The sequence below is a fragment of the Ornithinibacillus sp. 4-3 genome (assembly GCF_040958695.1).
Classification (GTDB): Bacteria; Bacillota; Bacilli; order Bacillales; family Amphibacillaceae; genus CALAMD01.
Window position 1 is genome coordinate 835,317 of record NZ_CP162599.1, and the last position, 25,981, is coordinate 861,297.

A 25,981-nucleotide genomic window follows, 5' to 3' on the forward strand; every position below is an offset into this window, starting at 1 on the left:
ACTTTATATATATAAGCCTTGCTCAAATGGTTCTTTCAATTTTGAGCGATAGTATTGCTTATGCTTCTCCATGATTTCAATAATATCAGAAGACTCTTTCAAGATTTTTTCTTCCAATGAAATAATCTGATCAGCTAAATTTACCTCATCTGTTGCGATAGCCAGTTCTTCCAAAAGAATAGAAAGAGCAAAGTCAAATGCTTTAAAACGATATGCTAATGCAATAAAAGGCACTTGAGCTGCAAGGGAGAGGTAGCTTGCATGCAATTTAAAATTAATTGTAAAAACAAAATGCTTCATTAAAGCCATTAACCTGTCTGCTGAATAAAGTTTCTCATCTAATTTATAAGCAGATTGGTCAGTTAATTTAGCGGCTAAACGTTTGGTCGGCTCAAGATCTGTTTCCCACATAATATAAAAATAAATCTTATAACCTTTCTCAACCAGTTGATTTAAAGCATTGGCAAATCGATCCTCTAGCGTGAATTCATTTCCACCATAGATACGATGATAGGAAGTCCCCCAATTCACACCAATTACTTTATCGTCAGCAAGAAATGGGGGAGGGAATAAATTTTTATTCATAGGATCTGATAATAAAAATGCAGGATCTCCACTGATGAGAACCTCATTTTTTACACCAACTTGCTGTAATACTTGTTGTGATAATGGGCCTCTGACACCACTCCAGACACTTTGATCAAAAACCGTATTTAGCTTTTTACGAAATGACTCTGTTGTTTTTAGAAAATCGATTTTTGCATCTGAAATATAAGACTTAGGTACCCAATCAATACCTGATCCCCAAATCATGATTTTTTTATTCAATTGTAATGCCCGATATAAAGTATCAATAATATAAGGCTGAATCGGATAATCTGCACCACTTAAAATAGAGCCACCGCCAAGTACAATCAAATCATAATCGGCGAGGTTTGCATTATCGAGATAACGTTTTTCATTATTTACCAAATCAAGTTTATATGAATTCCCTAGCTTGTAGAATTCTTCTTTAAAACATTCATACATTAATTCATCGCCTAAATTGTTATAACCAATCCAGCCTATATATAAAACACGTTTCATTTTTTCTCTCCTTTATTTGATGCTTCTAATTTCTCTAAGCAAGTCTTTTTATAATGCGTGGCCCGAAAACTTCCAACACCTTTTAGAATTAAGTAGCTGGGATGACTTTCACCTAATTCTAGGCATTTTTCGAAGCATGTTTTTGCAGCTTCATAATCAGATTGATGAAAGAGAAAGAGGCCTTTATAAAAATGTAGATCAACGTAATCTGGATAGAGAAGCAGTGCTTTTTCAATACCAGGGAGTGCTTGGTTCATGCTATTAGTCTGAATAAACATGTCATATTTCAGTTTATAGAGGATAGAGGGAGGTTTTTGCCCTGCTAATAAAAAATTGAAAATAGATTTATTAACATATTCGAAGGCTTGATTATATTCTTTATTACGATAATACTCACTAGCAAGATGATATTCGACCCAAGGACTATGGTTTTCCTTCTTCTCTTCTAATTTTAGAATTCTTTTATTCCGAGTTGATTTATCTTTTTCTATAGAGACCTCATTAATGTAGCCATAATGCAGGATAGGAAGGTCTAATACATCGGTTGTGAGATTTTCGCGCTCTCCGTCTAATGATTCATGAATCGGATTGATAAATTTAATGCCCTGGTGATTACGAAATAACCGAGGTTGATAATGAATATGAGCGTTGTGGTTTGGGTCGTCTATACGATCACCTGTTAAATTGGTTATAGGCAAAAAGAGTAGATTGGTATCCTTATTTTTTATTATTTCCTTATATACTTCAGCATCCTGTATATCTAAATATTCATCCGCATCCAGCCACAATATCCATTCACCTGTAGCTTTGGCAATTCCTTTGTTTCTTGCGTTTGCAAAATGGTTATCCCACTTATAGTGAAAGATTTTCGCTTGAAATCGTTGAGCAATATCGATTGTACTATCCGTGGAACCAGTATCTATAATAATAATTTCTTCTACAAAGTTCTTTACACTGGATAAGCATTTTTCAAGAAAGGTCTCTTCGTTTTTGACAATCATGCATAAGCTTATCATTGGTTTTGTTTCCACCTAAATTCCTCCTTATTTGTTATGTTGGCTCCCTTCATATATTTGACGAAATCGATAACCAAGGAGGGGAAGGAGCAGTGTTAATAATAGTTACTTTAGGATAATAGCTTAGCAGTAGGTGTAAAGTATCCATACATCGAATTTTATACGATTTGAGTAAGAAAGAGCACTTATCTATTAGTTCTCTTAGTTCGATGATTTGCTTACGGATATCCTCTTTAATATATTCATCCGACACATCATTATTTAGGGCGATTATAGGTACATCGGAATAATAAATTTCTTCAATTAAATCTTTTTGGTGAAAAAAGTGATAATGAATTTTTTCAAGGGATGAGAGAGAAAGAAGCAATTTTCTCTCCAATTCCTTTCTCTCATCATCAAGTATATTTTCTCTTTCATCATGAAGTACATAAAAATATTCAATTAGGAAATATAAGAAAATGTGTGTAAAGACTATATAATTTGATTCACATTTATATAATTTGTCTTTCACAGATGAACCACTGTACTTCATCTTCTTTTACCTCCTTTATTTTTTAGAACAAGGCCTGTTGTTTCTACAATCTTCACAATCACATTTAGTTGAAGGATGATAACCTAGTTCTTCATAGAAATTATTGCTGCAATCGTGGTTCTTGTGTACTGGCTTTTTGTGTCTACATTTACAATCACATGCTTCATCTAAAGCTGTCACATCTTCTAGTTTAAATTGAAGAAGCATCTGGGATTTAACAATTGTACGCAATGTTTTATTGACACTATCATTAATGGTTAAGAAATCCTTTAAACCATGATGTGATTTTTTTAAAAATGCTTGAAGCTTCTCTCCTTCTGCATTTAAGATGTGAGATAGCCCTATTTCTTCTAAGGCAATAGAGGATAGAAGTAAATTTATTGTTTCACAACGTTTCAGTGAGACAATCGGAGTGATATTTGGAACATTTGGCATTGACATAATTTTACCTCCTAGTTTTGGAAACATATAAATATCTAGAGAATAAAAGTTGATGATAATCACACAGTTATTCCTTGTTTCGGCGAGACAGTCATTGAGTAAATATTTTTCAATCTACATATTTACTCAAGTATTTCCAATATATTTTTAAGCTTTGTTTGTAGTAATAATTCTTTTTTTAATACGGTTTCTAATGTTGATTGGACACTATTATTTATTTTAAGTAAATCCTTCAAATCTGGAAGTGCTTTAGGCGAGCTCCTTAAGGTACCTAATACATATTGAATTTTTTCTCCCTCTGCATTAATAATATGGGCTAGACCAAGCTCTTCAAAAGCTATAGAAATCAATAATAAATTAATGACATCATCACGGTCGATCGAAATTTCAGGTGTAATATTTGGAATATTTGCTTGTGACAAATCGCTTCCTCCTCCTTATTAGACATATATCTGTTAGCATACAACTATCGTATGTCTATACCATTTAGGCTGTTCCAAATGCCATTAAGAAAAGAAAAAAAGCTTGCGGAGAAATAATTTATTTCTCCGCAAGCCTGGCTATCGAGTGTTGATTTTACAATTCAGATTATTTATGCAATTTGATTGATAGACCAGAAGATTCCTTGCTGTCCGGAACCACCTAAGTCTAAGCCAATAGTTAGACCATTAGCTATATAGAATAGGCCAATCTGGTCGCCGGCAGTAAGTTCGACTTCTCTTGCAAGAGTCACGGTTCCGTTTCCTAATACAGCTCTTAATGTGAGTAGGGTAACCTGAATGTTCAGTATAGGGAATAGACCAGTTACTAATGTTGCAGGATCTGGCGTAATTCGTTGAACAGCAAATGCTGGGTTTACTCCTGCTCCTAGGCTAAGGGTAATTGCAGCAGTCGTTTGGTAGTTAATTGTTGCACTAATAGAATAACGACCTGTTTCAGGAACTGTGTAAATTCCATCTAATGCGTTAAAGTTAGGGTTAGGATAAGAACCAGGTGTCGCTACCGTCTGCCAACTGACTAATTGTTCAGAGCCTGTTACAGTCATTGTTCCTTGAGTGGCAGAAAAACCGTTTTCTGCAAATGCAGGTCCCGTAGCACCCGTAGCACCTGCTGGTCCTGTAGCACCTGCTGGTCCTGTAGGTCCTGCTGGTCCTGTAGCGCCCGCTGGTCCCGTAGCGCCCGCTGGCCCTGTAGCACCTGCTGGTCCTGTAGCACCTGCTGGCCCCGTAGCACCCGCTGGTCCTGTAGCACCTGCTGGTCCTGTAGCACCTGCTGGTCCTGTAGCGCCCGCTGGTCCCGTAGCACCTGCTGGTCCTGTAGCACCTGCTGGCCCTGTAGCACCTGCTGGTCCTGTAGCACCCGCTGGTCCTGTAGCGCCCGCTGGCCCTGTAGCACCGTCAGCACCCGTAGCACCTGCTGGCCCCGTAGCACCTGCTGGTCCTGTAGCGCCCGCTGGCCCTGTAGCACCTGCTGGCCCTGTAGCGCCCGCTGGCCCTGTAGCACCGTCAGCACCCGTAGCACCTGCTGGCCCTGTAGCGCCTGCTGGTCCTGTAGCACCTGCTGGTCCTGTAGCGCCCGCTGGTCCTGTAGCGCCCGCTGGCCCTGTAGCACCTGCTGGTCCTGTAGCACCCGCTGGTCCCGTAGCACCTGCTGGCCCTGTAGCACCGTCAGCACCCGTAGCACCCGCTGGTCCTGTAGCGCCCGCTGGTCCCGTAGCACCTGCTGGTCCTGTAGCACCTGCTGGCCCCGTAGCACCTGCTGGTCCTGTAGGTCCTGCTGGTCCTGTAGCGCCCGCTGGTCCTGTAGCGCCCGCTGGCCCTGTAGCACCGTCAGCACCCGTAGCACCCGCTGGTCCCGTAGCACCTGCCGATCCTGTAGCACCCGCTGGTCCTGTAGGTCCTGCTGGTCCTGTAGCACCCGCTGGTCCCGTAGCACCTGCTGGTCCTGTAGCACCTGCTGGTCCCGTAGCACCCATTGGTCCTGTAGCACCTGCTGGCCCTGTAGCACCGTCAGCACCCGTAGCACCCGCTGGTCCCGTAGCGCCTGCTGGCCCTGTAGCACCCGCTGGTCCCGTAGCGCCCGCTGGCCCTGTAGCGCCCGCTGGTCCCGTAGCACCGTCAGCACCCGTAGCACCCGCTGGTCCCGTAGCACCCGCTGGTCCCGTAGCACCTGCTGGTCCTGTAGCACCCGCTGGTCCCGTAGCACCTGCTGGTCCTGTAGCACCTGCTGGTCCCGTAGCACCCATTGGTCCTGTAGCACCTGCTGGTCCTGTAGCACCTGCTGGTCCCGTAGCACCCATTGGTCCTGTAGCACCTGCTGGCCCTGTAGCACCGTCAGCACCCGTAGCACCCGCTGGTCCCGTAGCGCCTGCTGGCCCTGTAGCACCCGCTGGTCCCGTAGCGCCCGCTGGCCCTGTAGCGCCCGCTGGTCCCGTAGCACCGTCAGCACCCGTAGCACCCGCTGGTCCTGTAGCACCCGCTGGTCCCGTAGCACCTGCTGGTCCTGTAGCACCCGCTGGTCCCGTAGCACCTGCTGGTCCTGTAGCACCTGCTGGTCCTGTAGCGCCTGCTGGCCCTGTAGCGCCTGCTGGCCCTGTAGCACCTGCTGGTCCTGTAGCACCCATTGGTCCTGTAGCACCTGCTGGTCCCGTAGCACCCATTGGTCCTGTAGCACCTGCTGGCCCTGTAGCACCTGCTGGTCCTGTAGCACCTGCTGGTCCAGTAGGCCCCGTAGGTCCCATAGGTCCACTTGGCCCCGGTGTAGAACCTCCATCTGGAATAATGCTAGTTACTTGTTTTAATTTATTGTCCAATAGTAATTCTTTTTTCATCGCCATTGCGAGCATATCTTGAACAGCTTCATTTACTTCTAATATTTCAGGTAATGTTGCTGGTATTGTTAGACCAGGGAGAGTTCCCAATGAATATTGGATTTTTTCTCCCTCCGCATTAATAATATGGGCAAGTCCTAATTCCTCCATCGCAATGGAAGCTAATAACAGGTTAATTGCATCGTCCCTTGTTAGAGATACATTTGGGGTAAAATTTGGTAGACTGGGTTGGGACATTATTATTCTCCTTTCCTTAGAAATAGGTATTTCAAACAGATGTACTTGCTAAATAAGGGATTAACAAATACAACGTTCTCAAACAATATATTCAGTGCTGACAAGTCAGTATAGACAGACTACTATTATTCTTATATTCATGAAAAATGGGTTTGAAGGAGTTTTGAAATAGGATTTATATATAATGAAGAGGAAAGAGAATGTTAAGAGAAATAGAATACGAAGGAGATGTAAAGATGAGGTACACAGATATTAAAGCAAAGACTGTTGAAGATATAATTTCAGAAAAACAATTTTACACTTTAAGGGAATCCTTAATTCAATCCTATTTATTAATAGATAAATTAAACCAACAAGAGGTTAAAGAACTTCTACTAAACGTTTTTAATATGAGCGAACAAGAGCTTATGGAACGTTCTACTTCTTTTCATCAACATCAAATGAAAAAATCAATAATCACATCTACCATTGAAACAGCTGAAAAATGGATTGAAAAGTCGAATATGAAAGATGTACCTTCAATGCTTGAATTGACTCATTCAGACATTGAAATTAACGGACCTAAGGGATCAATTAGTGGAAGCCATCATTTAGAAGGCTGGTTAGAACGAGCAAACCTTAAGTTGATCACAATAAATCGCTTTGCTAAACAACATGATATTGTCCTGGAACAAGAAGGGATATGGTATGAAGATAATGGTGAGGTAAGAGGACAAGCCATTGTTTATACTTATATGAAAATAACAGAAGATAAAGTTTCCTTTATAGCACGTTATGATAATAAAAGAGAAGCATTTCAAATGAGCGGATTAAGCGAGGAAGATTTAATTAATTAATTAATTAATTAATTTCAACGACTCATGCAACAAGATAAGAAAAATTATCGAGAGTCAAAGGGCATTATTTTGCATGTATATTTTCAATTTTCTAGATTTCTAATAAATAAAAAAGATCGTTTCTATTTAAGAGCGACCTTTTGCATTGTTCTGCTATAAATTTCTAAAGAAACAATAGTATGAGCAACTAAACCCTATAGAAGTTTTACTAACTTATTTTAAAGGATGTTTCAGACGGAAGCCAATCTCTGTAAAACCTAAACGTTTATAAAGGGAAATTGTTCTATTCCATATTTCAGGATTTGGAGTTCCAACTTCTAAATTATTCCATCCATATTTTTTGCCATGTTTTTTTGCAGCAACAATTAATTGTTCACCAACACCTTCACTTCGCACTTTTGATGCTACATATAATTCTTGAATAATACCAAAAGTACCGGATGCATATAAAGCCATAGCTTCATAAATAGTTAGCACACCGACACATTCTTTATCTTTAAAAGCTAAGAAGGCAGTCCTCCATTGTTCTTCATCTTTTTTTAGCAATTCCGTACAGGCGTTTACTAAGCTTTCACTTGAAGTAGCCGTTCCTCTTAATTCTGATAAAAGTTTCGAAACTAATTTTGTTACAAGTTCAATATCATTTAGTTTGGCTTTTCTTATTTCAATACTTATTTTATTTCTCCCTCCTTTATTTTAATTGTAGGAAAAAATGATGATAAAGGAAATACAAATCATAATTTACTAAGAACACATAGTTTTTGAAAAGTTTTCATATCTTGCTATTTAACTTGAAATATGTTTTTTTATCTGTAAACCATGTACAATTTAACTAGAGGTGAGGTCATGATGAAAAAGCCAACAGAAGAACAACAAAGGGCAATTATTGAAAATGATCAGAGCTATGATGGGCAATTCTTTTATGCGGTTAAAACAACTAAAATCTTTTGTAGACCATCTTGTAAATCAAGAGTACCAAATTTTGATAATGTAACTATTTTTAGAGATGCGGCAGCTGCAGTAGAAGCAGGGTATAGACCATGTAAAAGATGTAAATCAGGTGGTAGTCGTTTGCCTGATGAAGAATGGATTACACATATTGAAATGTATATAAAGGAAAATTACTCGAAGCCTTTAACCTTAGATTATATAGCCGATCATTGCCATGGTAGTGCTTATCATCTACACCGAGTTTTTAAAAGAATCAAAGGCATAACTCCATTAGAATATTTACAACAGATTAGGATGGAAGAGGCAAAAATATATTTAGTTCAAACTGATCTGTCGATACAAGAGATTGCAAAACTAGTTGGAATTCCGAATTCTGCAAGGTTTTCAACAGTATTTAAAGAGAAAAATAAGCAGACACCAAGTCATTATAGAAAAAATTACAAAGAGGAGTGTAAAAATGAAAAATAAACAAAACCAATTCGTTTATTATGGAAATATAAATCACAAAGACTGGTCCATTTATATTGCAGCAACAGACAAAGGGCTATGCTTCGTTGGTTCTCAAAAAGAAGGAATAAACGAGCTAAGAGCTTGGGTAGATAAAAACAAATCGGGTGCAACACTTACCGAGGATGAAACGAAAATTAGCCCGTATGCTTATCAGCTTAAGGAATATTTAGATGGAAAGAGAAAAACATTTGATATCACTGTTGATTTAAATGGTACGATTTTTCAAGAAACCGTGTGGAATGAGTTACAAAATATTCCCTATGGTGAAATAGTTTCTTACTCTGATCTTGCTAATAAAATTGGCAAGCCAAAAGCGGTACGAGCAGTTGGCGCGGCTAATGGTGCAAATCCAGTAATGATTGTTGTTCCATGCCATAGAGTCGTTGCTAAAAATGGTAATTTAACAGGATTTCGAGGTGGTTTGGAGATGAAAAAAGCATTACTTGCACTTGAAAAATCAAATGAGATGGGAGAGTAATGCAGGATGAGAGCTTGGAAGGAAGAAGATCAAGATATTTTGATTGAAACACCAGAAGCTTTTGATTTTAAGGTAAATCTGGACTATTTGTTAAGAGATCCAAATGAATGTATGTATGAAATTGAAGATCATTTAATTACTCGTGTGATTGAGGTAAACAATGTCTGTATATTAGCACGTATAAGTGAAAGAGATAAGAAATGTTTATGTGTTGAGTTTTTAGGGGAAACAAAGCCCAAGTCATTAGCAGATAAAGAAGCCGTCGTTCGTTATATTTGCGAATGGTTCGATCTTGATAATGATCTTACCCTATTTTACGAAATGGGCTATCAGGACCCCTTATTGAAGCAGCCAATCGAGCAGTTTTATGGGCTGAGAACTATTGGGATAGATGATTTATTTGAAGCTTTATGCTGGGGAGTTTTAGGTCAACAAATCAATCTCAAATTTGCATACACCTTAAAACGTCATTTTGTAGAGAAATTTGGTAAGTCATTGGACTATAACGATAAGAAGTATTGGATTTTCCCTTCCTTTGAAGAAATAGCTGTATTAACTCCTGAAGATATGGCAGATATAAAAATGACAAGGAAAAAAAGCGAATATATTATCGATATTGCAAAGTTGATGAAAAGTGGACATTTATCAAAAGAAAAAATGCTAGGTTTTGATGACTTTAATCAAGCTGAAAAGGAATTAATTAAAATTCGTGGGATTGGACCATGGACGGCTAATTATGTATTGATGCGTTGCCTTCGCTATCCAGCTGCCTTCCCTATTGATGATGTTGGATTAATCAATGCCATTAAATTTCTAAAAGGAATGGAAAGAAAACCAACAAAAGAGGAAATAAGATTATTGGCTTCTACATGGAAAAACTGGGAATCTTATGCGACTTTTTATCTGTGGAGAACATTGTATTAAATGAAATGATTTTAGAAACAAGTGAAGAGGTAATCAGATGAATAAAAAATATACAAATTCAAAAAGCTTATTAAATAAAGGAACTGGATTCTTAAAGGGGTATAGCCATACATTAAATCCATATGTTGGTTGTGCCTTTGGCTGTTCTTATTGCTATGTTCGTCAGCTACCTGTACAAATATTTCGTGATGAGAGCTGGGGAAGCTGGTTAGATGTAAAAGAAAATGCGGCAAGTATATTAGAAAAGGAATTAGTTCGTGAAAAAGCCAAAGGACCTGTCACAATTTTTATGTCATCTAGTACGGATCCCTATCAGCCAGCAGAATATAAGGAGGAAATCACTCGTTCTCTTTTGGAGGTTATGGTTAATAATCCACCAGATTTTTTATTTATTCAAACGAGAAGTTCGCTTGTATTAAGGGATATTGATCTAATTAAACAATTAGACAAGCGTGTACGTGTAAGTATGACTATCGAAACAGATTCAGAGAATATTAGAAAACACTTTACCCCCTATGCACCACCTATTCAAGGTAGGTTAAAAGCGTTACGTAAGCTTAAGGAAAATCATATTCCCACTCAAGTAACTATAGCACCACTTTTGCCAAGCTCTAAGGATTTTCCTGCCATATTGTCTGAAGTCGTTGATAGAGTTTGTATAGATGATTATTTTATGGGTGATGGAAGTGGTGGAAAACGAACTGCAAAGCTTGGTGTACATCAAAAATATGAAGAACTCCAGATGGAAAAATGGTATGAAAAAGATACTTACTTAAAACTGTATAGACGTTTTGAAAAACATTTTAATTCTGATCAGATCTATATTAGCCAATCAGGATTTATGCCTTAATTCCGATGTCAACAACCCACCAATTAACTCCATCCGAAAGAAATTTAATCCAAAAGAAATTGGCAGTAAAAGCGAGTGTTATTAGTGGTTTAGTACAGATATAATTATTTGAAAAGTATTTAACTAAACTTTACACTTAAAGGGAATCACAAATTATTGTTGAAGGAGCTATAAATAATGAAAAACTTTGATTATGAAATTAAAACGCTTCCTGCTTATCGTGCAATGGGACTAAAATGTGATGTTCCATTCACTGAAATTGAAACAATTAAAGATGTGATTCAGGATTCAGTGAGTAGGGTGGATACACTTGAATATGCTGTAAATAAAAATATAAGATTAGGCCTGTCTTATCATCTTCGACCAGATGGTTTTGTTTATTATTCTGTCTATGAAGTAGAGGAAAAACAGCAGCTACCTGATGGGATGGTTGAAATCAATATTCCAGAAATGACTTATTTAGTAACAAAGCATAAGGGTGAAAGTATTGAAAAAACTTATCTGAAAATTATGGAATGGATAAGGGGAAGTGAGTACAAAGCTTTTAAAGAACAGAGTATCCAATATTATGATGAATTGCCGATAAAACACGAAAGGCACACAAATCATATAGATATAAGTAATCCTCCATTTGAAATATGGATACCTATAGAAAAATCATAACGAATCTTATTAAAATTGGAAAACAAGAATTTTTAGATCATAAGTGGTTGGATGATTATACTATGGAACTACTGATAAAAAATATCTTACATGAAAACGGCTTTAGCTAGGGAAGATAGAGTTAAAACCGTTTCATTATTTCAATCTTTCATGATTAGTTTAGGAATTATCTTGATATAAAATAATTCTCCTATTAATTCAACAATGGTTTGTGTGACGATGATAGCTGCAGTTAATGTTGCCCAAGCTTCGGGTAATGCAAGTGCCAATGGAAGAATAACAAGAGAATTTCTTGTTCCTATATTAAAAATTAATGCTCTTCCTGCACTTTTATCCAATTTAAACATGTATGCGATAAAATGTGATACAAATGGGGTAATGATTAAAACTAAAATATATTGGAATCACACGTATAATCATACCGAATTCATTGTATATTTTACCGATTTGAGAAACTACTACTACAAATAATACGCAAGCCATAAATGGGACAGGTAATCATGTTGTCGTATCTAATACCTTCTCGCCTAATGCCTGCTTCTTAGCCCAAAGTTGAGTAAATATAGCTATAATGATAGGTATAACAATAAGTACTAAAAAAGCTTCAAGGAATGGTTCTATATGAACAATTCCTACCATTTCTTCACCTATAAATATCCATAGATATAATGGTAGTAACATTATTTGTACTATAAATAAGATAGGAGTGGAAGCTAACATTAATTTCTCATTTCCCTTGCCTAGTTGCGTAAAAACAATGACATAATCAATACATGGTGTAAGTAAGACTAAATAAACTCCTAATAAAATCGGTGGTGATTGTGGGAATATCATTGTTAATACCCATACAATAATAGGAACAGCTATAAAATTTCCCAATAATAAAGCGGTTATAAACTTGAAATTTGACATAGCCTCACGTAATTTTAAAAATGGAATTTGTGCAAACATCCCATACATTAGTACGGCTATCAATGGTGAAATTGTCCAATCTAATCTTGCTCCGAAATCCTTAGTTAACACTCCTAATAATCCTCCAAGCAGAAGTGCAACAGCATATATCCAAATTTGTTGGGTTTCTAATTTTTTCTTAGTGATCCTCACGTTTCGAAGCATTTTTCATTCATTCTCCTATCATGCTTAGCGAATATATATCGTACATAAATTTTAGCATTGAAGGATTTTTAAGTCTATAGAGCGACTCTAAAGAGAATATTTTCATTACAGATTATCAGCTTGTTAAAGAATTGAGCTAAACTGAATATTATTGTCATTTGTAAAGCTAATATTAGCAGCGATATATGTTTGTGTTTGCTCACTCTGAATAAAGTAATGCGATATATCATCAATAATGTTTTGATATGGCATATCCGTTATTCCGATAAATTGATTCATTGCAGACCCTTTTACTACACGAATAGTTCCTTTAGAGCCAATTAAATCAGCAAATGACGTGTCATGCTGCATGGGAGCATGGAGTAGTGCATCATTAAGGTATCCGCGAACATTTCCTTTAGCATCAGCATCAGCAAAGATTTTATATTTTGGCTCACTTAATGTTATTTGTAGACTTATTCTTTGTTCTCCTTTTAAAGTGCCTGTCAGTATACTAATAACAGAGATCGTTTTTCCTAACATTTGTTTGTGAATAGGATGGATGTTTTTATTTTTTGTTAAAATTTTATTGATTAGCTCTGTATTATTTGCAAAGAATAAGCGCACTTGATTATCATAAATAAGCGTTTTAACAATTGTATTCTTCATTTTATCTCTCCTTCCTTTCTATGTACACTATAAAACGTAACGTGACGTAAGGTTCAAGAGAGGATTTTAAAAATAGGCATAAAGTATTCTTTTTGGAAAATCGATAAGTGAACTAATGATAATTTCCTATTGTAAGAAAATCCCAAATCTGTTTATCATAATATAATAGATGCTTCTGCAAATTGCAGAAACAAAGGAGTAAAAAGGATGGCAGATGAAATATTTTCAACTTTAATGCTTGTTATCGTTACACTTGTTGTGATAACTATTTTTTATTTTTTAAGTAAAATACCTGGAGCAGGTCTGGTGCTCAAAATTATTCGAGGAATTTTCATTATTTTATGGAGTATTGTTTTATTCCTCCTCGTGTTTTTCATGTTCTTTATGGTAGGTTATATGGTGATTGTATTCTTTACATTTACCGCAAACCCGGAAGGAATATTGTTCCAAGGAGAGCCAATTAACTTTTTAATTGGAGATAATGCTAGGCATGCTGCATACTTTATCATGGTATATGCAGGCTTTTGTTTAGTGATGGTGTATGTTCTTTCTTTTATTTTTGTATTTGGAAAAAAGCTTACTAAAACGTTTGGTAAGTTTCAAAATGAAATTACTTTATTAGTTATGCTTGTATTAGTATTTACAATTTTTCCTACCGTTGTCGAAGCAATACTACCAGACTTTGAGGTAGGAAAACATGGAAGATATGCGCTTGGATTTTTACCACTTGCTATGTATGCACAAGGGCGAATTAAAAAAGCAAAAGAACGTCATAAAGATGGACGCTATCTTTCTCGAACAGATCAATTTTACTTGGATATGGATAAAGAGGATGCTAAAAAATAACAATAACTGACAAAGCCGAGATGATATTCCATTTCGGCTTTATTAGCTATGATATAATTATTTTATTAAAATCCGATGAAATTCACCTGGAAAAGGGGAGATAAGTATGACTATTTTTTCTGTCCTTGCATTTACAGCGTTGATTGTGGCAATTGTAACCTTTGCTTTTGCGATGGCAGGTAGACACCAGCTGTAATGGATTTCTGCAAGATTAAAACAATCTTACTATATTTTACAAGAAGCATTTCAGCAAGTCCCGTAATAAAATTGGTATTAAAACTATGTTTGCGTATTTGATAGTAATAGATTCAAGCAACCTGATCCCTTTTGAGATAAGGTTGCTTTTTTTACAGATGATATAGCGCTATTTCTCAAAAGTTCATGCTAAATGTTTAGTTAGGAAATTTCTTTCCTCAACACAGGGGCATTTTTCCCTGTTATAACAGAAAGAACGACAATCCCTGCTGCAATTATCGTGAAGAATGTAATCGATTCATCTAGAAATAACGTTGCAAATAGGATCATCAAAAATGGTTGTAAGTATTGAAGCTGACTTACTCTTGCGATTCCTCCCATAGCCATTCCTCCATACCAAGCAACATATGCTAGAAACTGGCTGATAATAGCGAGGTAAATAAAGCTGATCCAAGCCTGCACAGGAGCTTGAAGCATGTCTACGGTAAAATTCATTCCAACTGGAATAATGAAAAAAGGAGCTCCAATCATAATTGCCCAGGCAATCACTTGCCAGCTGCCTAATTCTTTCGATAACCTTCCACCCTCCGCATAACTAAGCCCAAGTATAATTACAGCTGCGAGTAAGGCTAAATCAGCAAATTGCAATTGGCCGAATCCAAGATAAAGCGCATAGATAATAACAGCTAAAGAGCCAATGATACTTGAAATCCAAAATTTGCGAGAAGGGATTTCACCTGCTCTTAACATAGCAAATCCTGCTGTTGCTAATGGTAATAATGCTAATTCCACTGCTCCATGAGAAACAGGTAAGGATTCCATGGCCCAAGAAGTGAGGAGAGGGAATCCTAAAACTGCACCAACAGCGACAATAATTAGGCTTTTGAATTGACGAAGAGAAGGTAGTTTTTCTTTTCGAACAATAAATATAATAGCAATTAGAACAGCCGCCACAACGGTTCTACCTAAACCAACTATAGTTGTGCCAAAGTATTCGACTGCGATACTTGTCGCAGGAAGTGTTAAACTAAAACAAATAACACCTACTAATCCTAACAATAATCCTAATTTTTCTTTATTTTCTCTCTGCACCATTATTCAGCCCCTGTCTTTTTATTTTGTAACCTATCTGTACTGTTTTTCATTTTTCTTAGTGATAATTCTGCTATAATTCAAATATTAATAGGTACAAAATCAAAAGCATACTATTCATTTATCTATCTGTCCTGGTACAGATAAAGGAGGTGGAATAAATGAACCCGAAATATATAAATATAATGGAAGAAATTAAGCTTCGACTAACTAATGGATCGCTTGTTACTGGTAGTAAACTTCCATCTATTCGTCATCTGGCTAAGGAATTTTCATGTAGCAAAAATACGGTGATAAAAGCATATGTGGAGCTAGAAAAAGAGCATTTAATTTATGCTGTTCCTAAAAGTGGCTACTATGTTGTCAATGAATTTCAAAATGAGATAAACGAAAATAAAGAAATTGATTTTCTTTCTGCTGGCCCAGATAAAAATGCAATGCCTTATGTTGATTTTCAACATTGTATGAATCAAGCCATTGAACATTATAAGGAGGAACTCTTTACTTACTCTGATCAGCAAGGGTTATATTCCTTACGTGCACAGGTAGCAAAGTATTTACAGGATTTACAGGTATTCACGCAACCAGAAAGGCTAGTTGTTGTATCTGGTTCGCAACAGGCTCTTAATTTATTAGTTTCTATGCCATTTCCAAATGGGAAAAATAATATTCTGATTGAGCAACCTACTTATTTCGGATTCATTGAGTCTCTTCAGCTTCAGCAAACTACGACTTTTGGAATTGACTTATCGATGGAGGGAATCGATTTTGATCGGTTGGAATACATTTTCCGAAATAATGATATAAAATTTTTCTATATTATCCCGAGATTTCATAATCCGCTTGGACATTGCTACTCAAATAGAGAAAAGAAGAAAATTGTTGAATTAGCTGAAAAATACGATGTGTATATTGTGGAAGATGATTTTTTAGGTGATCTTGATCCAAATGCAAAGTCAGATCCTTTATTTTCTTTTGACCCTTCGGAAAGAGTGATTTATATTAAAAGCTTTTCAAAAATCTTTCTTCCAGGGCTAAGGATTGCTACTGTTGTTCTACCCAAATTAATGATTAGTAATTTTTTACGATATAAATTTAGCTCAGATTTCAATAGTCCGGCTCTTTCCCAAGGAGCATTAGAAATCTACCTGAAAAGCGGGATGTTTCAGAGTCATTTAAAGAAAATAAAAGAGATCTATCATACTAAAATGCAGCTTCTTCAAGAAGCATGCGAAGCCTTATTACCTACGAATACATATTTTTCTAAACCAACTTCCGGATTTTATATAGCAATTCGTTTGCCAGAAAATGTGACTGCCAAACAAGTAGTCCATCGATTGAATGAGCAGCAAATATATGTTGATGATGCTTCAAGAATGTTCTTACCGGAATATAAGCGGGAAAATTTACTGCGGATAAGTATTTCTCAAGTGGAAGCAAAACAAATAAAACCTGGTATAGAACAATTAGCTAACTGTATTACTTTGTTAAATAGTAGAAAAAGCTGTTTTTTATCAAATAAGTCTTTATTGTTGTAAAGGAGTATGAATCATGCAAACAATGGAATTAATAAAACAATTATTTCCTACTGATCAGAAATACCAAATCACGAACATCAAAGAAGAGAAACAAAATGAGGAATATGAAGGACTTACCTTTAGGATAAACACTCATGATTTTAGAAGTAGACTAGCTAAGAAAACACCAAAGAAAAAAGGTTATTTTGTAGTTTTTTGGTATAAGAATATAAATAATGAAAATCAAGCATACTCATTTGATGAAACGCCTGATAAAGTTATTATTACCATTTTGGATGATGACAAAAAAGGACAATTTATTATTCCAAAATTAGAGCTATTGAAAAGGGGAATTCTTAGAACTAAGGACACTAAAGGGAAGATGGCAATAAGAGTTTATCCAAAATGGGAAAAGGAACTAAATAAGAACGCAATGAAAGTTCAAAAATGCCAGGAAATCTATTTTATTGATCTGTCTAACGAAATCGACAGTGAACAAATGTTATCCTATTATTTTGAATAAGGCTTTAAATGATTTTAATGTTTGGATAAAAAAGACGCTTCTACTAAAAGAAACGTCTTTTTGCATATTAGATTATTCTGGTAACTATAAAGAAATTTCACTTTGTCTTTAAAAGAAAACAATTATATTTTTGCAATATAATCTTCTCCAAGAATTGTTTCCTTTTGATATTGATCGTTAGCAAGTTCTTTATTCACAAATGTATCCACATCTTCTTGCTCTATATCATACATCATTTCAATTTCTTTAGAGAATAAAAGTTTTTCCATTTCTAGTAGCTGAGAAAGGGATGGCTGGGATTTAGGCTGGATATCCTCATTACCCAAGACTTGTTTTAATCCTTTTACATAGTATTCTAATGGGCGATCACCAACAATTCGTACTCCTTGATTCTCTTTATTAATCATAATAATTGTAGGGAAGCCTCTAGCACCTAAATTTGCGACCTGTTGAAAATCTTCTTTAAGTAATTGTTGTCCAATAGGCTGTTCTGCTTCTTGAATAATAGCTTCTCCAGGCAAATCAAGCTTATTTACAATGTCGATTAAAATATTTCTATCAGACACATTCTTATTGAAAAGGAAAAGTGCTTCTCTTGTGCGTCGTAAAAATTCTAATGCAGTCTCTTCCTTGTATTTCTTTTGAATAATTTTAAATACTCGAGAAGCTGGATAAGAAGATTGTACTGGATTGTCGATCATAACAGAACCATCAATCGGCATTCTTGAATGATTTCCGACCTCTCGCCAATGTGGAGCAACATCTGCTGGTTTATAGATGCCATTCGCTGGATCAATCGGGCCATCATGCCATTTTTCTAATAAACCACCCATAACAGGTTGGAAGATAAAATAATCCTCGTATTGTTTGATAAAACGGCGTAAAGTAGGTTCAATTGCCCAACAATGTGAGCAGATTGGATCTGTTACATAGTAAAGAGTAACTTCCTTCTCTGGTTTATTAAAATTAATCATTTCTATTTCCTCTGATGAATCAGAAACACCACAAACACCAGTTTCTAAGTCACAGACCATAGTATTATTCTTTTGATTATCCATTTTATTTCCTCGTTTCTTTTTTGTTCGCTGCTTTATTATAGATCAGATTAAATCTGATGGAAATCAATTTGTTTGTTACCATAGATTACAGGTTATAGTTAACCAGTCTTTTGATTTTATAATGTTGTTTACTTAGTTTTAGAATTCCGCATAAATCCCATCACACCTGCAATAAAATAAAAAAAAAATTGCTAGTAAGCCATTGCCATAAGTAAGGAGAGTGGTAATCATAGCGAAAATTAATAATAAGTTACTTGCTGTTTGTTATTTTGTTTAAAGAGTAAAAGAGAGAATCAGAGATTAATTTGAATCTACAAACTTTCTATTTTGCCTAATTGTCCATATGCCTATACCAATGAGGATAGGTGATGCAAGGAATAAACCGCTTGTTAAGTGCAATGCTCTTGGAGATGTTCCCTCGAAGGCTGTAATGTCAGCGTTGCAGGTGACATGTACTCGATGTATGAAGTCATCACTTGTAAAAGCAATGTTTGAATCATGTCCTTGAAATAAGTTAATATCATTCCCATCCTGATCTTGGCATGAAATTGTTTCGTTAGAGGTTTGATAAGTAGTATAGTTTGCTTTGTCTGCAGTTTGAAATGTTTCGTCTGCTGAGAAGGTGGCTACCTCTACTGACTCTAAAGAACGGGTAAAGAAAAAGGCAAAAGGTGCAACGATAATTCCCATCAATAGACAACTGATTCCAAATAGGGATACCGTCTTTTTCATATTTTTCATTTTCAGATCTCCTTTTTTATGGGATAAGAAAGTATAAAAGTTGGCAAAAATTTATTCTTATTCAGAGTTAGCCATGTCTAGCTCCGAGCGCCAAAAACTATGAAATTTCGCGTCACTCCCTACAATAAGTCAACATCGGTTCGTGACCTCACCGTGCTTCCTTTATCTCGGTTGTGACACTCCAATCTCTACGTTTTTCGACGCATAGGACGTGCTAGTGCAGGCGTTGCGACAGGACGTCGCGTTTTTAGCCTGTAAGGGCGCTCTGCGCTTTTCGTTCAAGGTGTAGAGTATTGACGATAAAACAAAATATAATAGATTCTTTTTTAGTATCTTCTTTATTAAATACTCTTCTAACTTTTCAAAGTCCTTCTACATAATAGGTATAGTGTGATATTTGTCTTTTTAGAACTTCTATCGTTGGTTCGCCTCACCGTTTATTCTTTACAGGGATATAATCACTGCTTTTTCACTGTTTTGAGCAACGGGTCTTATTTTGAAAATGAATTTTTCTTATCTAGGATCTTTAAGCTAGAAAATTTTCGTAAAAATTCCTTATCTCCTTGGTAAACAATTGTTCAAACATGGGTTAATGATTATTGTGTTGTGAATACTCTAGGACTTTTTTAGTAAGAATACAGGATAATTACTATTGAAGGGAGAACAAGCTTTGTGAGTGAAGATAAACACATAAATAAAAAAGAAGAACAACTAAAGTCATTTATTAGAGATACTTATAATCAAGAGATGATTTCCAATGAGGGGAAAAAGATTGCGGATGATGAAAATTCATTGACTACTGGAGATCGTGGACCAACCCTGATTGAAGATTTTCTTGCGAGAGAAAAAATAGCACATTTTGACCGAGAAAGAATACCAGAATGAGTCGTTCATGCACGTGGCTATGGGGCTTATGGAGAATTCGAACTGTATCAATCCATGAGTGATATAACGATGGCAGATTTCTTACAGGATCCTTCGAAGAAAACACCATTATTTGTGCGGTTTTCACAAGTGATTGGTTCACGAGGCTGTAATGAAACGGTTCGTGATGTACGTGGTTTTTCTATTAAGTTCTACACAGATGATGGAAATTTTGATATTGTTGCTATTAATTTCCCGATTTTCTTCATCCAAGATGCAATTAAATTCCCAGATTTGATTCACTCCGTCAAACCAGAGCCTAATAATGAATACCCTCAAGGTCAAACTGCTCAGATAAAGGATATGCCAGGTGTTATTATTGAAAAAGATACAGAGTTTGGACCTGCGTTTATTCAAGCAATGGCCAAACAACGTTTTTGGGAACGACCAAGCTACTTATATCATGTTTAACATAACTTAACATCAGCCATTGGAAAGATGATCACAAATCTTCCAATGGCTATTTTCATGTCCATCTAAAATTTCTTCTTACTTTTTATTCCATTCTTATTGTGGAATAAAGGGTAAATATGGTTTTTGGAATTTTATCCGCAAATAAACAATTTGTTTAACATGTTAGAGAAAAAGGAAAAGGAGAAAATGATTCTAAAAAAGAGAAGGGAGAGTGTAATGGGTGCTGTATCTGTTTTAAGAGATGAATTATTAGCTGTACTAGAGCTTGGAATCCGAACGATGGAAGGATTATTGCAAAAAGTGAAGGAGAAAGATTGGAATTATCGACCAGCGGAAAATATGCGAAATCTACAAGAGCTTGCGATACATATTATTTCAATATCAGAAGTGGATTTACATCTCTGGCAGGAGAAGGATCAGGAAACAATCCAAAACTTAGAAGCATCATATGAGCAGATAGAATCAACAAAAGCGATGATTGGAGCAATGCATAAAGGATTTCAACAGTATAAAACATATATGGTTTCCTTATCAGATGAGGAGCTTCTAACTAAGAAGACTAAACCATTTTATTTGGAAAGAGGGAAAATCCAAGCACATTGGCTTGTGGAAGAGATTTCTCATTTTTTCCATCATCGAGGTCAATTTTTAAACAGCTTGGCTATGATATAAATATGTTTAACCTCTATGTATAAAAGCTAAGATTAGGCTCGACCTAATGCCACAAGAAAGTGTCTGAAGAATCTACAAAACAAAATATGCACCAAGCCTCATTTTGCATCAGCAAAAAAACTTTATAAGAAGCGGTAATCTATATTAAAATGAAATCAAACGTATTCAAACTATTAATGAACAATAGAATTATGTGATGAGGACATGGAGGTCAAGTGGAATGTTACGTTTTTTCAAGAATAAGCATCGACAAAGGAAAATGAAAAAGGTGAAAAGTGGAGATGGTCATGCACTCAAGCCTTTTCGTTTTTATGAGGTGTTTCATCGTTCGCTTTTTTATATCAAGTTGCAAGAAAATGATGGAGAATCACATATTTATGCGGTTCACGTTAATTTAATGGATGAAAACTATACGATTGATTTATATCGTGATGGAAAACATTATGCAAGAGTTACTGATCCAGCATTTTTCCCCGTTCCAGGTGGTGTTATTGAGGTAGCTACAACTTCTTATGGTTTGAAACGGATTCATTATGTTACAGAAGATGGACAAGAACATGTTTTATCTCCAGATCGCCTTTCTGCTGAAGGACTACGCATGCGATTTGATGCTCGTTTTCCGAAAGTCAGTTCCATTATTGGTAAACTAGCCATTGTGACCCTACTTATTTCTATTATATTAGGTCTTCCTCAGCTTATTTCACTTATTTCGCAGCTTCCTATTATTGAAGAAAGATGGGGCTCCTTTGAGTCACCAATTACCCTCCCCGCTTGGTTAAATACAACGGTTTTCATTGCTGGAATCATTGCAGCAATAGAGCGTGCTTTAACATTAAAAAATCATTGGTTGATTGATATGGAAACAAGCTGGTGGGACGCTTAGATTTATCGCAAAAGAAAGAGTTAGGATTATGAATTAGTAAGAAGTTCTTGTCAACCAAGACAATTATTGAAGAATTAGGATATATGGAGATGCTGGAGGAGACAAAAATAGCTTATCGAAACCCAGAGAACGAAGAATTTGTAACCTTATATCCCGAGGGTGCAGATTTTGAACTGATGTGAGGTAAATGAAGAAAATCAAAGTTAGAATGAATGCAGAGGACAAGTTAGTGTCCGTCCTCTGTTATATTTTTATTTCTTCTCTGGTGCAATCCCTTTGATGAACATTTCTGTCCATTCCTCTGTATAAGGTGTTATTTTTTCATATACATTTGGATTTGAAAGGCCCTCAACAAGTGCTTGAAAATATAATAGTAGAAATTCATCAGAATATTTTAAGTCGACTTTTCCTTCTTTGCGCCCTTGATGGAATAAGTCCAGCATCATCCTAAAGCTTTCCTGAGTATATTTCTGCATTATCATGGATAGCCCGTCTTCACCTTTTTCAGTAAGATACCTCATCATATCTAGATAAAAATCTTTATTAATTTTTTCTAAATAAGAAATTTTATTTTTGCTCATGGCAATCAATGTTTCTTCGAAAGGTTTATTTTCAGCCATAATTTGTTTCGCTTGATTACCCATATCTTCTAAAAAATGCTTAAAAACTTCATGGAAAAGATTCTCTTTATTTCCAAAGTACTTAAAAACAGTCGCTTTGCCGACATTAGCATGTTTTGCAATTTGCTCTATTGTTATATTTCCTTTACCTGTATTAGTATTCAACAACCCAAAAGTTGCTTCCAAAATTTGAATTTTCTTTTCTTCTGTCCGTTTTTGAAAACCGTTCATATTTATACCTGCTTTCTATATATCATTCAAAAGTTTCTTCAAATAATCATGTTTCTTCCTATTTATTATATATGTAAATTTATGAACTATCAAATAGAAAATAGTATTTATTTCATTGAATATTTTTTTAAAAAGGATTATTATTGAACTTATAATCATATTTTAGTTTATAAATAGGTTTGTTATGAAGTAATACGAACCAAAAAGATATTAATGGTTTATTTTCAGCCTTTTCTTGGAAAGCACGTTTTGACATGGTAGCTATTTTTAAAAAAGGAGTGTCAGCGTTATGAAGAAAATTGTGAGATTAGAAGGTTTGCAGAAAAAGTTCGGTAAATTTCAAGCATTAAGTGATGTGACGTTCAATGTAAATGCTGGGGAAGTGGTCGGATTTATTGGGCCAAATGGTTCTGGTAAATCAACAACAATACGTGCTTTGTTAGGAATTATTAAGCGTGATGCTGGTATTGCAGAGATTTTCGGAAAAGATGTATGGAAAGACAGCCTTGAGATTCATAAACGTATATCATATGTTCCAGGCGATGTAACGCTTTGGGGAAGTCTGACAGGTGGAGAGATTATTGATTTATTTCTTAAGCTTCATGGTGGTGGAGATGAGAGAAAACGTGATTATCTTATCAAACGCTTTGAATTAGATCCAAAGAAAAAAGCAAAAGGATATTCAAAAGGAAATAGACAAAAGGTTGGATTAATTGCAGCTTTATCTGTTGACTCAGATTTATATATATTTGATGAACCAACTTCTGGGCTTGACCCTTTGATGGAGGCCGTTTTCCAGGAGGAAGTGGAGAAAATTAAACATGCAGGAAAAGCTATTTTACTTTCTTCACATATTTTGAGTGAAGTGGAACGATTAGCAGATAAAATTGTTATTATTCGTCAAGGAAAAATTGTAGAAACAGGTACCTTGGATGAATTGCGTCATTTAACTCGTACAACGATAACAATGTCTACAGAAGAAGATGTTTCCCTCATGGCATCGATCAATGGTGTGCATGATTTTATACAGAAAGATAACCATGTAACATTTTCGGCTGATCATCAATATATGAATGATATTTTAAAGGAAGCAACCAAATTGGGAGTAAAGACATTTGAAGCCGTTCCACCAACGTTAGAAGATTTATTCCTACGTCACTATGAAGGCTAAGCATTAGGATGGAGGTGTTGATACGATGAAAGAAAAATTTGCACGTTGGGATATATTGTTTTGGCAATATTTGAAACGTGATTGGAAAAAGCTGATTATTTGGATACTAGGCTTAGGATTGTTTTCAGGAGGCTTTGTCCCAGCATTTGAGGAGTTAACCAAAGGGCAGGGCTTGGTTGGCATGTATGAAACAATGCAGAATCCAGCAATGATCGCAATGGTCGGTCCTACACCAATTGATAATGCACTAGATTATACATTAGGAGCTATGTATTCACAGGAAATGCTATTATTTTGTGGATTATTTGCGATTATTATTTCTGTCTTACATATAGTAGGACATACACGTAAAGAAGAAGATCTAGGATTAACAGAGTTAGTACGTTCTTTCCAAATTGGGCGTCAAGCAAATTCCTTAGCTGCAGTGGCTCAAGTGATTGTGGTTAATACAGTATTAGTATTTTTTATTGCAGGGACGTTATTAAGCTTTGGCGCGGATGGTATTTCTGTTCAAGGAGCATTACTGTTTGGGATATCAATTGGAATGGCAGGTGTAATAGGTGCGGTAATTGCCTTAGTAATGGCTCAAATTATGCCTTCATCTTCTGGTGCAACAGGATCAGCACTGGGCTTAATTGGACTTTTTTATATTATTCGTGCAGGAACGGATGTTTCAAATGTAGATTTATCTATGTTTAATCCATTAGGTTGGGTTTACTTAACTTACCCGTTTACAGATAATAATTGGATGCCGGTTGTTTTTTTCTTAATCTTTAGTGTAATTCTGCTCGTCATTGCATTTGCGCTTGAAGGTGGTCGAGATATGGGGGCAGGCTATTTGCCAGAAAGAGAAGGTCGAGCAAATGCGAAAAAATCCCTATTATCTGTTCCAGGATTATTCATGAAAATCAACAAAGGCGTTATGATTGGTTGGTTAATTGCTTTTGCAATCATGGGAGGAGCCTATGGTTCAATTTATGGAGATATGCAAACCTTCCTTGAGAGCAATGAGCTAATGCAGCAAATGTTTTCTTATACTGGATTTTCTATAGAAGAATCCTTTACAGGTACGATTATGATGGTGATGATAGTGCTTGTTTCTATTTTGCCAATTGCGATTGTTAATCGACTTTTTACAGAAGAGAGTCGTTCATATTTAAGCCAATTTTACGCAACTAAAGTAACACGTGGTCAGCTTTATTGGACCAGTATTGGGATAGCAATTGGTGCAGGCTTTTTAGGAACAATATTATCTGCAGTCTCACTTGGGGGCTCAGCGATGTATGCTATGAATGACAATGAAGCAATAGGGATGATTGATTTTATTGCTGCAGGTTTTAACCTTTTCCCTTCCGTTTTATTCTTCACAGCACTTGCAGCTTTAGCACTTGGATGGGCACCAAGATTAGGAAAAGTAATTTACGCTTATCTAGGATATTCTTTTATGTTAAATTATTTTGGTGGCATTTTGGATTTACCAGAATGGTTTTCGAAAACGGCTATCCAAAGCTGGATACCACAAATGCCAATGGAGGATTTTGCTCCAACAGTTTTTATTACGATTACACTGATTAGTACTCTCTTAATGATTATTGGTTATTATGGATATCGTAGAAGAGATATGATAGAAGGAGCTTAATTTTTCTTATTAAAGTCAATGAAGTCCATTATTTGGTGGACTTCATTGGCTTTTTGTTTATGGAAGGGAAAGTATTAAGCTATCTGTGTTTATCTAAAATAGCATGTCCAGCGCAGGCGCCTTGCAACTAACAAGGGTACCTGCGCTCGTGAAGTCGCTGTTATAGACTTTATTTCTAATTTTAATAGAGAACTGTTAACATATAAGTTGAAATCAACTGTGAAAATCATTATCTATTTTTAGATGCATGAAAACGACAGAAGTATTTTTATCATTGAAATATTAACCTGATGTCTTTAACCAAGTAATTGTTAACTTTAAAATGAATATAGGAGGT

Annotated in this window: 27 protein-coding genes and 2 pseudogenes; 15 read left to right on the forward strand and 14 right to left on the reverse strand. The window is 36.0% G+C overall.

Annotated features, from left to right (window positions below):
• Positions 1 to 3 precede the first annotated feature (3 nt).
• The 7 genes from AB4Y30_RS04200 to AB4Y30_RS04230 form a co-directional block, all read right to left on the reverse strand.
• On the reverse strand, positions 4 to 1,086 hold the full coding sequence (locus tag AB4Y30_RS04200; protein ID WP_368654246.1) for a polysaccharide pyruvyl transferase family protein: 1,083 nt from the start codon (positions 1,084 to 1,086) through the stop codon (positions 4 to 6).
• Entirely contained in the window at positions 1,083 to 2,117 is a 1,035-nt protein-coding gene (locus tag AB4Y30_RS04205) for a glycosyltransferase (protein WP_368654247.1), read from the reverse strand. The genes AB4Y30_RS04200 and AB4Y30_RS04205 overlap by 4 nt, the downstream gene beginning before the upstream one ends.
• Before the next feature lie 34 nt (positions 2,118 to 2,151).
• Positions 2,152 to 2,634 (reverse strand): hypothetical protein, encoded by a 483-nt coding sequence (locus AB4Y30_RS04210; protein WP_368654248.1) that lies wholly within the window; start codon positions 2,632 to 2,634, stop codon positions 2,152 to 2,154.
• Positions 2,635 to 2,649: 15 nt separating this feature from the next.
• On the reverse strand, positions 2,650 to 3,075 hold the full coding sequence (locus tag AB4Y30_RS04215) for a hypothetical protein (RefSeq protein ID WP_368654249.1): 426 nt from the start codon (positions 3,073 to 3,075) through the stop codon (positions 2,650 to 2,652).
• A gap of 122 nt (positions 3,076 to 3,197) precedes the next feature.
• Complete coding sequence (locus AB4Y30_RS04220; RefSeq protein ID WP_368654250.1) at positions 3,198 to 3,497, reverse strand: hypothetical protein; 300 nt, start codon at positions 3,495 to 3,497, stop codon at positions 3,198 to 3,200.
• Between the two features lie 170 nt (positions 3,498 to 3,667).
• Positions 3,668 to 4,120: a hypothetical protein gene (locus AB4Y30_RS04225; protein WP_368654251.1), complete on the reverse strand. Its 453-nt coding sequence runs from the start codon at positions 4,118 to 4,120 to the stop codon at positions 3,668 to 3,670.
• Positions 4,117 to 5,823 carry a hypothetical protein gene (locus AB4Y30_RS04230; protein ID WP_368654252.1) on the reverse strand — a complete coding sequence of 569 codons (1,707 nt, stop codon included), beginning with the start codon at positions 5,821 to 5,823 and terminating at the stop codon, positions 4,117 to 4,119. The genes AB4Y30_RS04225 and AB4Y30_RS04230 overlap by 4 nt, the downstream gene beginning before the upstream one ends.
• A 519-nt stretch (positions 5,824 to 6,342) precedes the next feature.
• Between AB4Y30_RS04230 and AB4Y30_RS04235 the strand changes: the two genes are divergently transcribed.
• A complete protein-coding gene (locus AB4Y30_RS04235; RefSeq protein ID WP_368654253.1) occupies positions 6,343 to 6,978 on the forward strand; it encodes a hypothetical protein in 636 nt (211 codons plus the stop codon).
• Positions 6,979 to 7,191: 213 nt separating this feature from the next.
• Here the strand turns inward: AB4Y30_RS04235 and AB4Y30_RS04240 are convergent, their stop codons facing one another.
• Positions 7,192 to 7,524, reverse strand: coding sequence for a GNAT family N-acetyltransferase (locus AB4Y30_RS04240; RefSeq protein ID WP_368654254.1), 333 nt, complete (start codon positions 7,522 to 7,524; stop codon positions 7,192 to 7,194).
• A gap of 300 nt (positions 7,525 to 7,824) precedes the next feature.
• On the opposite strand from AB4Y30_RS04240, the gene AB4Y30_RS04245 reads away from it, so the two are divergent.
• From AB4Y30_RS04245 to AB4Y30_RS04265, 5 genes are all read left to right on the forward strand, one after another.
• Positions 7,825 to 8,397, forward strand: a complete 573-nt coding sequence (locus tag AB4Y30_RS04245) for a bifunctional transcriptional activator/DNA repair enzyme AdaA (RefSeq protein ID WP_368654255.1) — start codon at positions 7,825 to 7,827, stop codon at positions 8,395 to 8,397.
• The gene (locus AB4Y30_RS04250) at positions 8,387 to 8,917 is read left to right on the forward strand and encodes a methylated-DNA--[protein]-cysteine S-methyltransferase (RefSeq protein WP_368654256.1); all 531 of its coding nucleotides are present in this window, start codon (positions 8,387 to 8,389) and stop codon (positions 8,915 to 8,917) included. Before AB4Y30_RS04245 ends, AB4Y30_RS04250 begins: the two co-directional genes overlap by 11 nt.
• Positions 8,918 to 8,923: 6 nt before the next feature.
• Positions 8,924 to 9,841 (forward strand): DNA-3-methyladenine glycosylase, encoded by a 918-nt coding sequence (locus AB4Y30_RS04255; protein WP_368654257.1) that lies wholly within the window; start codon positions 8,924 to 8,926, stop codon positions 9,839 to 9,841.
• Positions 9,842 to 9,878: 37 nt separating this feature from the next.
• Positions 9,879 to 10,691: a radical SAM protein gene (locus AB4Y30_RS04260; RefSeq protein ID WP_368654258.1), complete on the forward strand. Its 813-nt coding sequence runs from the start codon at positions 9,879 to 9,881 to the stop codon at positions 10,689 to 10,691.
• Positions 10,692 to 10,868: 177 nt separating this feature from the next.
• Positions 10,869 to 11,354: a GyrI-like domain-containing protein gene (locus tag AB4Y30_RS04265; protein WP_368654259.1), complete on the forward strand. Its 486-nt coding sequence runs from the start codon at positions 10,869 to 10,871 to the stop codon at positions 11,352 to 11,354.
• A 140-nt stretch (positions 11,355 to 11,494) separates the two neighbouring features.
• Here the strand turns inward: AB4Y30_RS04265 and AB4Y30_RS04270 are convergent.
• Both AB4Y30_RS04270 and AB4Y30_RS04275 read right to left on the reverse strand, forming a co-directional pair.
• A pseudogene (locus tag AB4Y30_RS04270) lies at positions 11,495 to 12,458 on the reverse strand (arsenic resistance protein).
• A 135-nt stretch (positions 12,459 to 12,593) separates the two neighbouring features.
• Positions 12,594 to 13,118: an Hsp33 family molecular chaperone HslO gene (locus tag AB4Y30_RS04275; protein WP_368654260.1), complete on the reverse strand. Its 525-nt coding sequence runs from the start codon at positions 13,116 to 13,118 to the stop codon at positions 12,594 to 12,596.
• Positions 13,119 to 13,325: 207 nt separating this feature from the next.
• On the opposite strand from AB4Y30_RS04275, the gene AB4Y30_RS04280 reads away from it, so the two are divergent.
• The gene (locus tag AB4Y30_RS04280; RefSeq protein ID WP_368654261.1) at positions 13,326 to 13,964 is read left to right on the forward strand and encodes a hypothetical protein; all 639 of its coding nucleotides are present in this window, start codon (positions 13,326 to 13,328) and stop codon (positions 13,962 to 13,964) included.
• Between the two features lie 396 nt (positions 13,965 to 14,360).
• Here the strand turns inward: AB4Y30_RS04280 and AB4Y30_RS04285 are convergent, their stop codons facing one another.
• Positions 14,361 to 15,251, reverse strand: a complete 891-nt coding sequence (locus AB4Y30_RS04285) for a DMT family transporter (RefSeq protein ID WP_368655167.1) — start codon at positions 15,249 to 15,251, stop codon at positions 14,361 to 14,363.
• A gap of 161 nt (positions 15,252 to 15,412) precedes the next feature.
• On the opposite strand from AB4Y30_RS04285, the gene AB4Y30_RS04290 reads away from it, so the two are divergent.
• Positions 15,413 to 16,789, forward strand: a complete 1,377-nt coding sequence (locus AB4Y30_RS04290) for a PLP-dependent aminotransferase family protein (protein ID WP_368654262.1) — start codon at positions 15,413 to 15,415, stop codon at positions 16,787 to 16,789.
• Positions 16,790 to 16,802: 13 nt separating this feature from the next.
• The gene (locus AB4Y30_RS04295; RefSeq protein ID WP_368654263.1) at positions 16,803 to 17,291 is read left to right on the forward strand and encodes a MepB family protein; all 489 of its coding nucleotides are present in this window, start codon (positions 16,803 to 16,805) and stop codon (positions 17,289 to 17,291) included.
• Positions 17,292 to 17,413: 122 nt separating this feature from the next.
• Here the strand turns inward: AB4Y30_RS04295 and AB4Y30_RS04300 are convergent, their stop codons facing one another.
• Entirely contained in the window at positions 17,414 to 18,349 is a 936-nt protein-coding gene (locus tag AB4Y30_RS04300; protein ID WP_368654264.1) for a DsbA family protein, read from the reverse strand.
• A gap of 300 nt (positions 18,350 to 18,649) precedes the next feature.
• Complete coding sequence (locus tag AB4Y30_RS04305; protein WP_368654265.1) at positions 18,650 to 19,090, reverse strand: hypothetical protein; 441 nt, start codon at positions 19,088 to 19,090, stop codon at positions 18,650 to 18,652.
• A gap of 690 nt (positions 19,091 to 19,780) precedes the next feature.
• On the opposite strand from AB4Y30_RS04305, the pseudogene AB4Y30_RS04310 reads away from it, so the two are divergent.
• The 4 genes and pseudogenes from AB4Y30_RS04310 to AB4Y30_RS04325 form a co-directional block, all read left to right on the forward strand.
• A pseudogene (locus AB4Y30_RS04310) lies at positions 19,781 to 20,305 on the forward strand (catalase); the annotation flags it as partial.
• A 309-nt stretch (positions 20,306 to 20,614) separates the two neighbouring features.
• Positions 20,615 to 21,100, forward strand: a complete 486-nt coding sequence (locus AB4Y30_RS04315; RefSeq protein ID WP_368654266.1) for a DinB family protein — start codon at positions 20,615 to 20,617, stop codon at positions 21,098 to 21,100.
• Between the two features lie 220 nt (positions 21,101 to 21,320).
• Positions 21,321 to 21,983: a hypothetical protein gene (locus tag AB4Y30_RS04320; protein ID WP_368654267.1), complete on the forward strand. Its 663-nt coding sequence runs from the start codon at positions 21,321 to 21,323 to the stop codon at positions 21,981 to 21,983.
• Positions 21,984 to 22,030: 47 nt separating this feature from the next.
• Complete coding sequence (locus tag AB4Y30_RS04325) at positions 22,031 to 22,165, forward strand: hypothetical protein (RefSeq protein ID WP_368654268.1); 135 nt, start codon at positions 22,031 to 22,033, stop codon at positions 22,163 to 22,165.
• A 69-nt stretch (positions 22,166 to 22,234) separates the two neighbouring features.
• On the opposite strand, the gene AB4Y30_RS04330 is transcribed toward AB4Y30_RS04325, so the two are convergent.
• Complete coding sequence (locus AB4Y30_RS04330; RefSeq protein ID WP_368654269.1) at positions 22,235 to 22,789, reverse strand: TetR/AcrR family transcriptional regulator; 555 nt, start codon at positions 22,787 to 22,789, stop codon at positions 22,235 to 22,237.
• A 334-nt stretch (positions 22,790 to 23,123) separates the two neighbouring features.
• On the opposite strand from AB4Y30_RS04330, the gene AB4Y30_RS04335 reads away from it, so the two are divergent.
• Positions 23,124 to 24,005 carry an ATP-binding cassette domain-containing protein gene (locus tag AB4Y30_RS04335; RefSeq protein ID WP_368654270.1) on the forward strand — a complete coding sequence of 294 codons (882 nt, stop codon included), beginning with the start codon at positions 23,124 to 23,126 and terminating at the stop codon, positions 24,003 to 24,005.
• Positions 24,006 to 24,030: 25 nt separating this feature from the next.
• A complete protein-coding gene (locus AB4Y30_RS04340; protein WP_368654271.1) occupies positions 24,031 to 25,644 on the forward strand; it encodes an ABC transporter permease in 1,614 nt (537 codons plus the stop codon).
• Positions 25,645 to 25,981: the final 337 nt, after the last annotated feature.

What these genes read in the sequence shown, in the direction of transcription:
- AB4Y30_RS04200 (WP_368654246.1), bottom strand. Translation starts at nt 1,086, where the DNA reads ATGAAACGTGTTTTATATATAGGCTGGATTGGTTATAACAATTTAGGC.
- AB4Y30_RS04210 (WP_368654248.1), bottom strand. Translation starts at nt 2,634, where the DNA reads ATGAAGTACAGTGGTTCATCTGTGAAAGACAAATTATATAAATGTGAA.
- AB4Y30_RS04215 (WP_368654249.1), bottom strand. Translation starts at nt 3,075, where the DNA reads ATGTCAATGCCAAATGTTCCAAATATCACTCCGATTGTCTCACTGAAA.
- AB4Y30_RS04225 (WP_368654251.1), bottom strand. Translation starts at nt 4,120, where the DNA reads ATGACTGTAACAGGCTCTGAACAATTAGTCAGTTGGCAGACGGTAGCG.
- AB4Y30_RS04235 (WP_368654253.1), top strand. Translation starts at nt 6,343, where the DNA reads ATGTTAAGAGAAATAGAATACGAAGGAGATGTAAAGATGAGGTACACA.
- AB4Y30_RS04245 (WP_368654255.1), top strand. Translation starts at nt 7,825, where the DNA reads ATGATGAAAAAGCCAACAGAAGAACAACAAAGGGCAATTATTGAAAAT.
- AB4Y30_RS04250 (WP_368654256.1), top strand. Translation starts at nt 8,387, where the DNA reads ATGAAAAATAAACAAAACCAATTCGTTTATTATGGAAATATAAATCAC.
- AB4Y30_RS04255 (WP_368654257.1), top strand. Translation starts at nt 8,924, where the DNA reads ATGAGAGCTTGGAAGGAAGAAGATCAAGATATTTTGATTGAAACACCA.
- AB4Y30_RS04260 (WP_368654258.1), top strand. Translation starts at nt 9,879, where the DNA reads ATGAATAAAAAATATACAAATTCAAAAAGCTTATTAAATAAAGGAACT.
- AB4Y30_RS04265 (WP_368654259.1), top strand. Translation starts at nt 10,869, where the DNA reads ATGAAAAACTTTGATTATGAAATTAAAACGCTTCCTGCTTATCGTGCA.
- AB4Y30_RS04275 (WP_368654260.1), bottom strand. Translation starts at nt 13,118, where the DNA reads ATGAAGAATACAATTGTTAAAACGCTTATTTATGATAATCAAGTGCGC.
- AB4Y30_RS04280 (WP_368654261.1), top strand. Translation starts at nt 13,326, where the DNA reads ATGGCAGATGAAATATTTTCAACTTTAATGCTTGTTATCGTTACACTT.
- AB4Y30_RS04290 (WP_368654262.1), top strand. Translation starts at nt 15,413, where the DNA reads ATGAACCCGAAATATATAAATATAATGGAAGAAATTAAGCTTCGACTA.
- AB4Y30_RS04295 (WP_368654263.1), top strand. Translation starts at nt 16,803, where the DNA reads ATGCAAACAATGGAATTAATAAAACAATTATTTCCTACTGATCAGAAA.
- AB4Y30_RS04300 (WP_368654264.1), bottom strand. Translation starts at nt 18,349, where the DNA reads ATGGATAATCAAAAGAATAATACTATGGTCTGTGACTTAGAAACTGGT.
- AB4Y30_RS04305 (WP_368654265.1), bottom strand. Translation starts at nt 19,090, where the DNA reads ATGAAAAATATGAAAAAGACGGTATCCCTATTTGGAATCAGTTGTCTA.
- AB4Y30_RS04315 (WP_368654266.1), top strand. Translation starts at nt 20,615, where the DNA reads ATGATTCTAAAAAAGAGAAGGGAGAGTGTAATGGGTGCTGTATCTGTT.
- AB4Y30_RS04320 (WP_368654267.1), top strand. Translation starts at nt 21,321, where the DNA reads ATGTTACGTTTTTTCAAGAATAAGCATCGACAAAGGAAAATGAAAAAG.
- AB4Y30_RS04335 (WP_368654270.1), top strand. Translation starts at nt 23,124, where the DNA reads ATGAAGAAAATTGTGAGATTAGAAGGTTTGCAGAAAAAGTTCGGTAAA.
- AB4Y30_RS04340 (WP_368654271.1), top strand. Translation starts at nt 24,031, where the DNA reads ATGAAAGAAAAATTTGCACGTTGGGATATATTGTTTTGGCAATATTTG.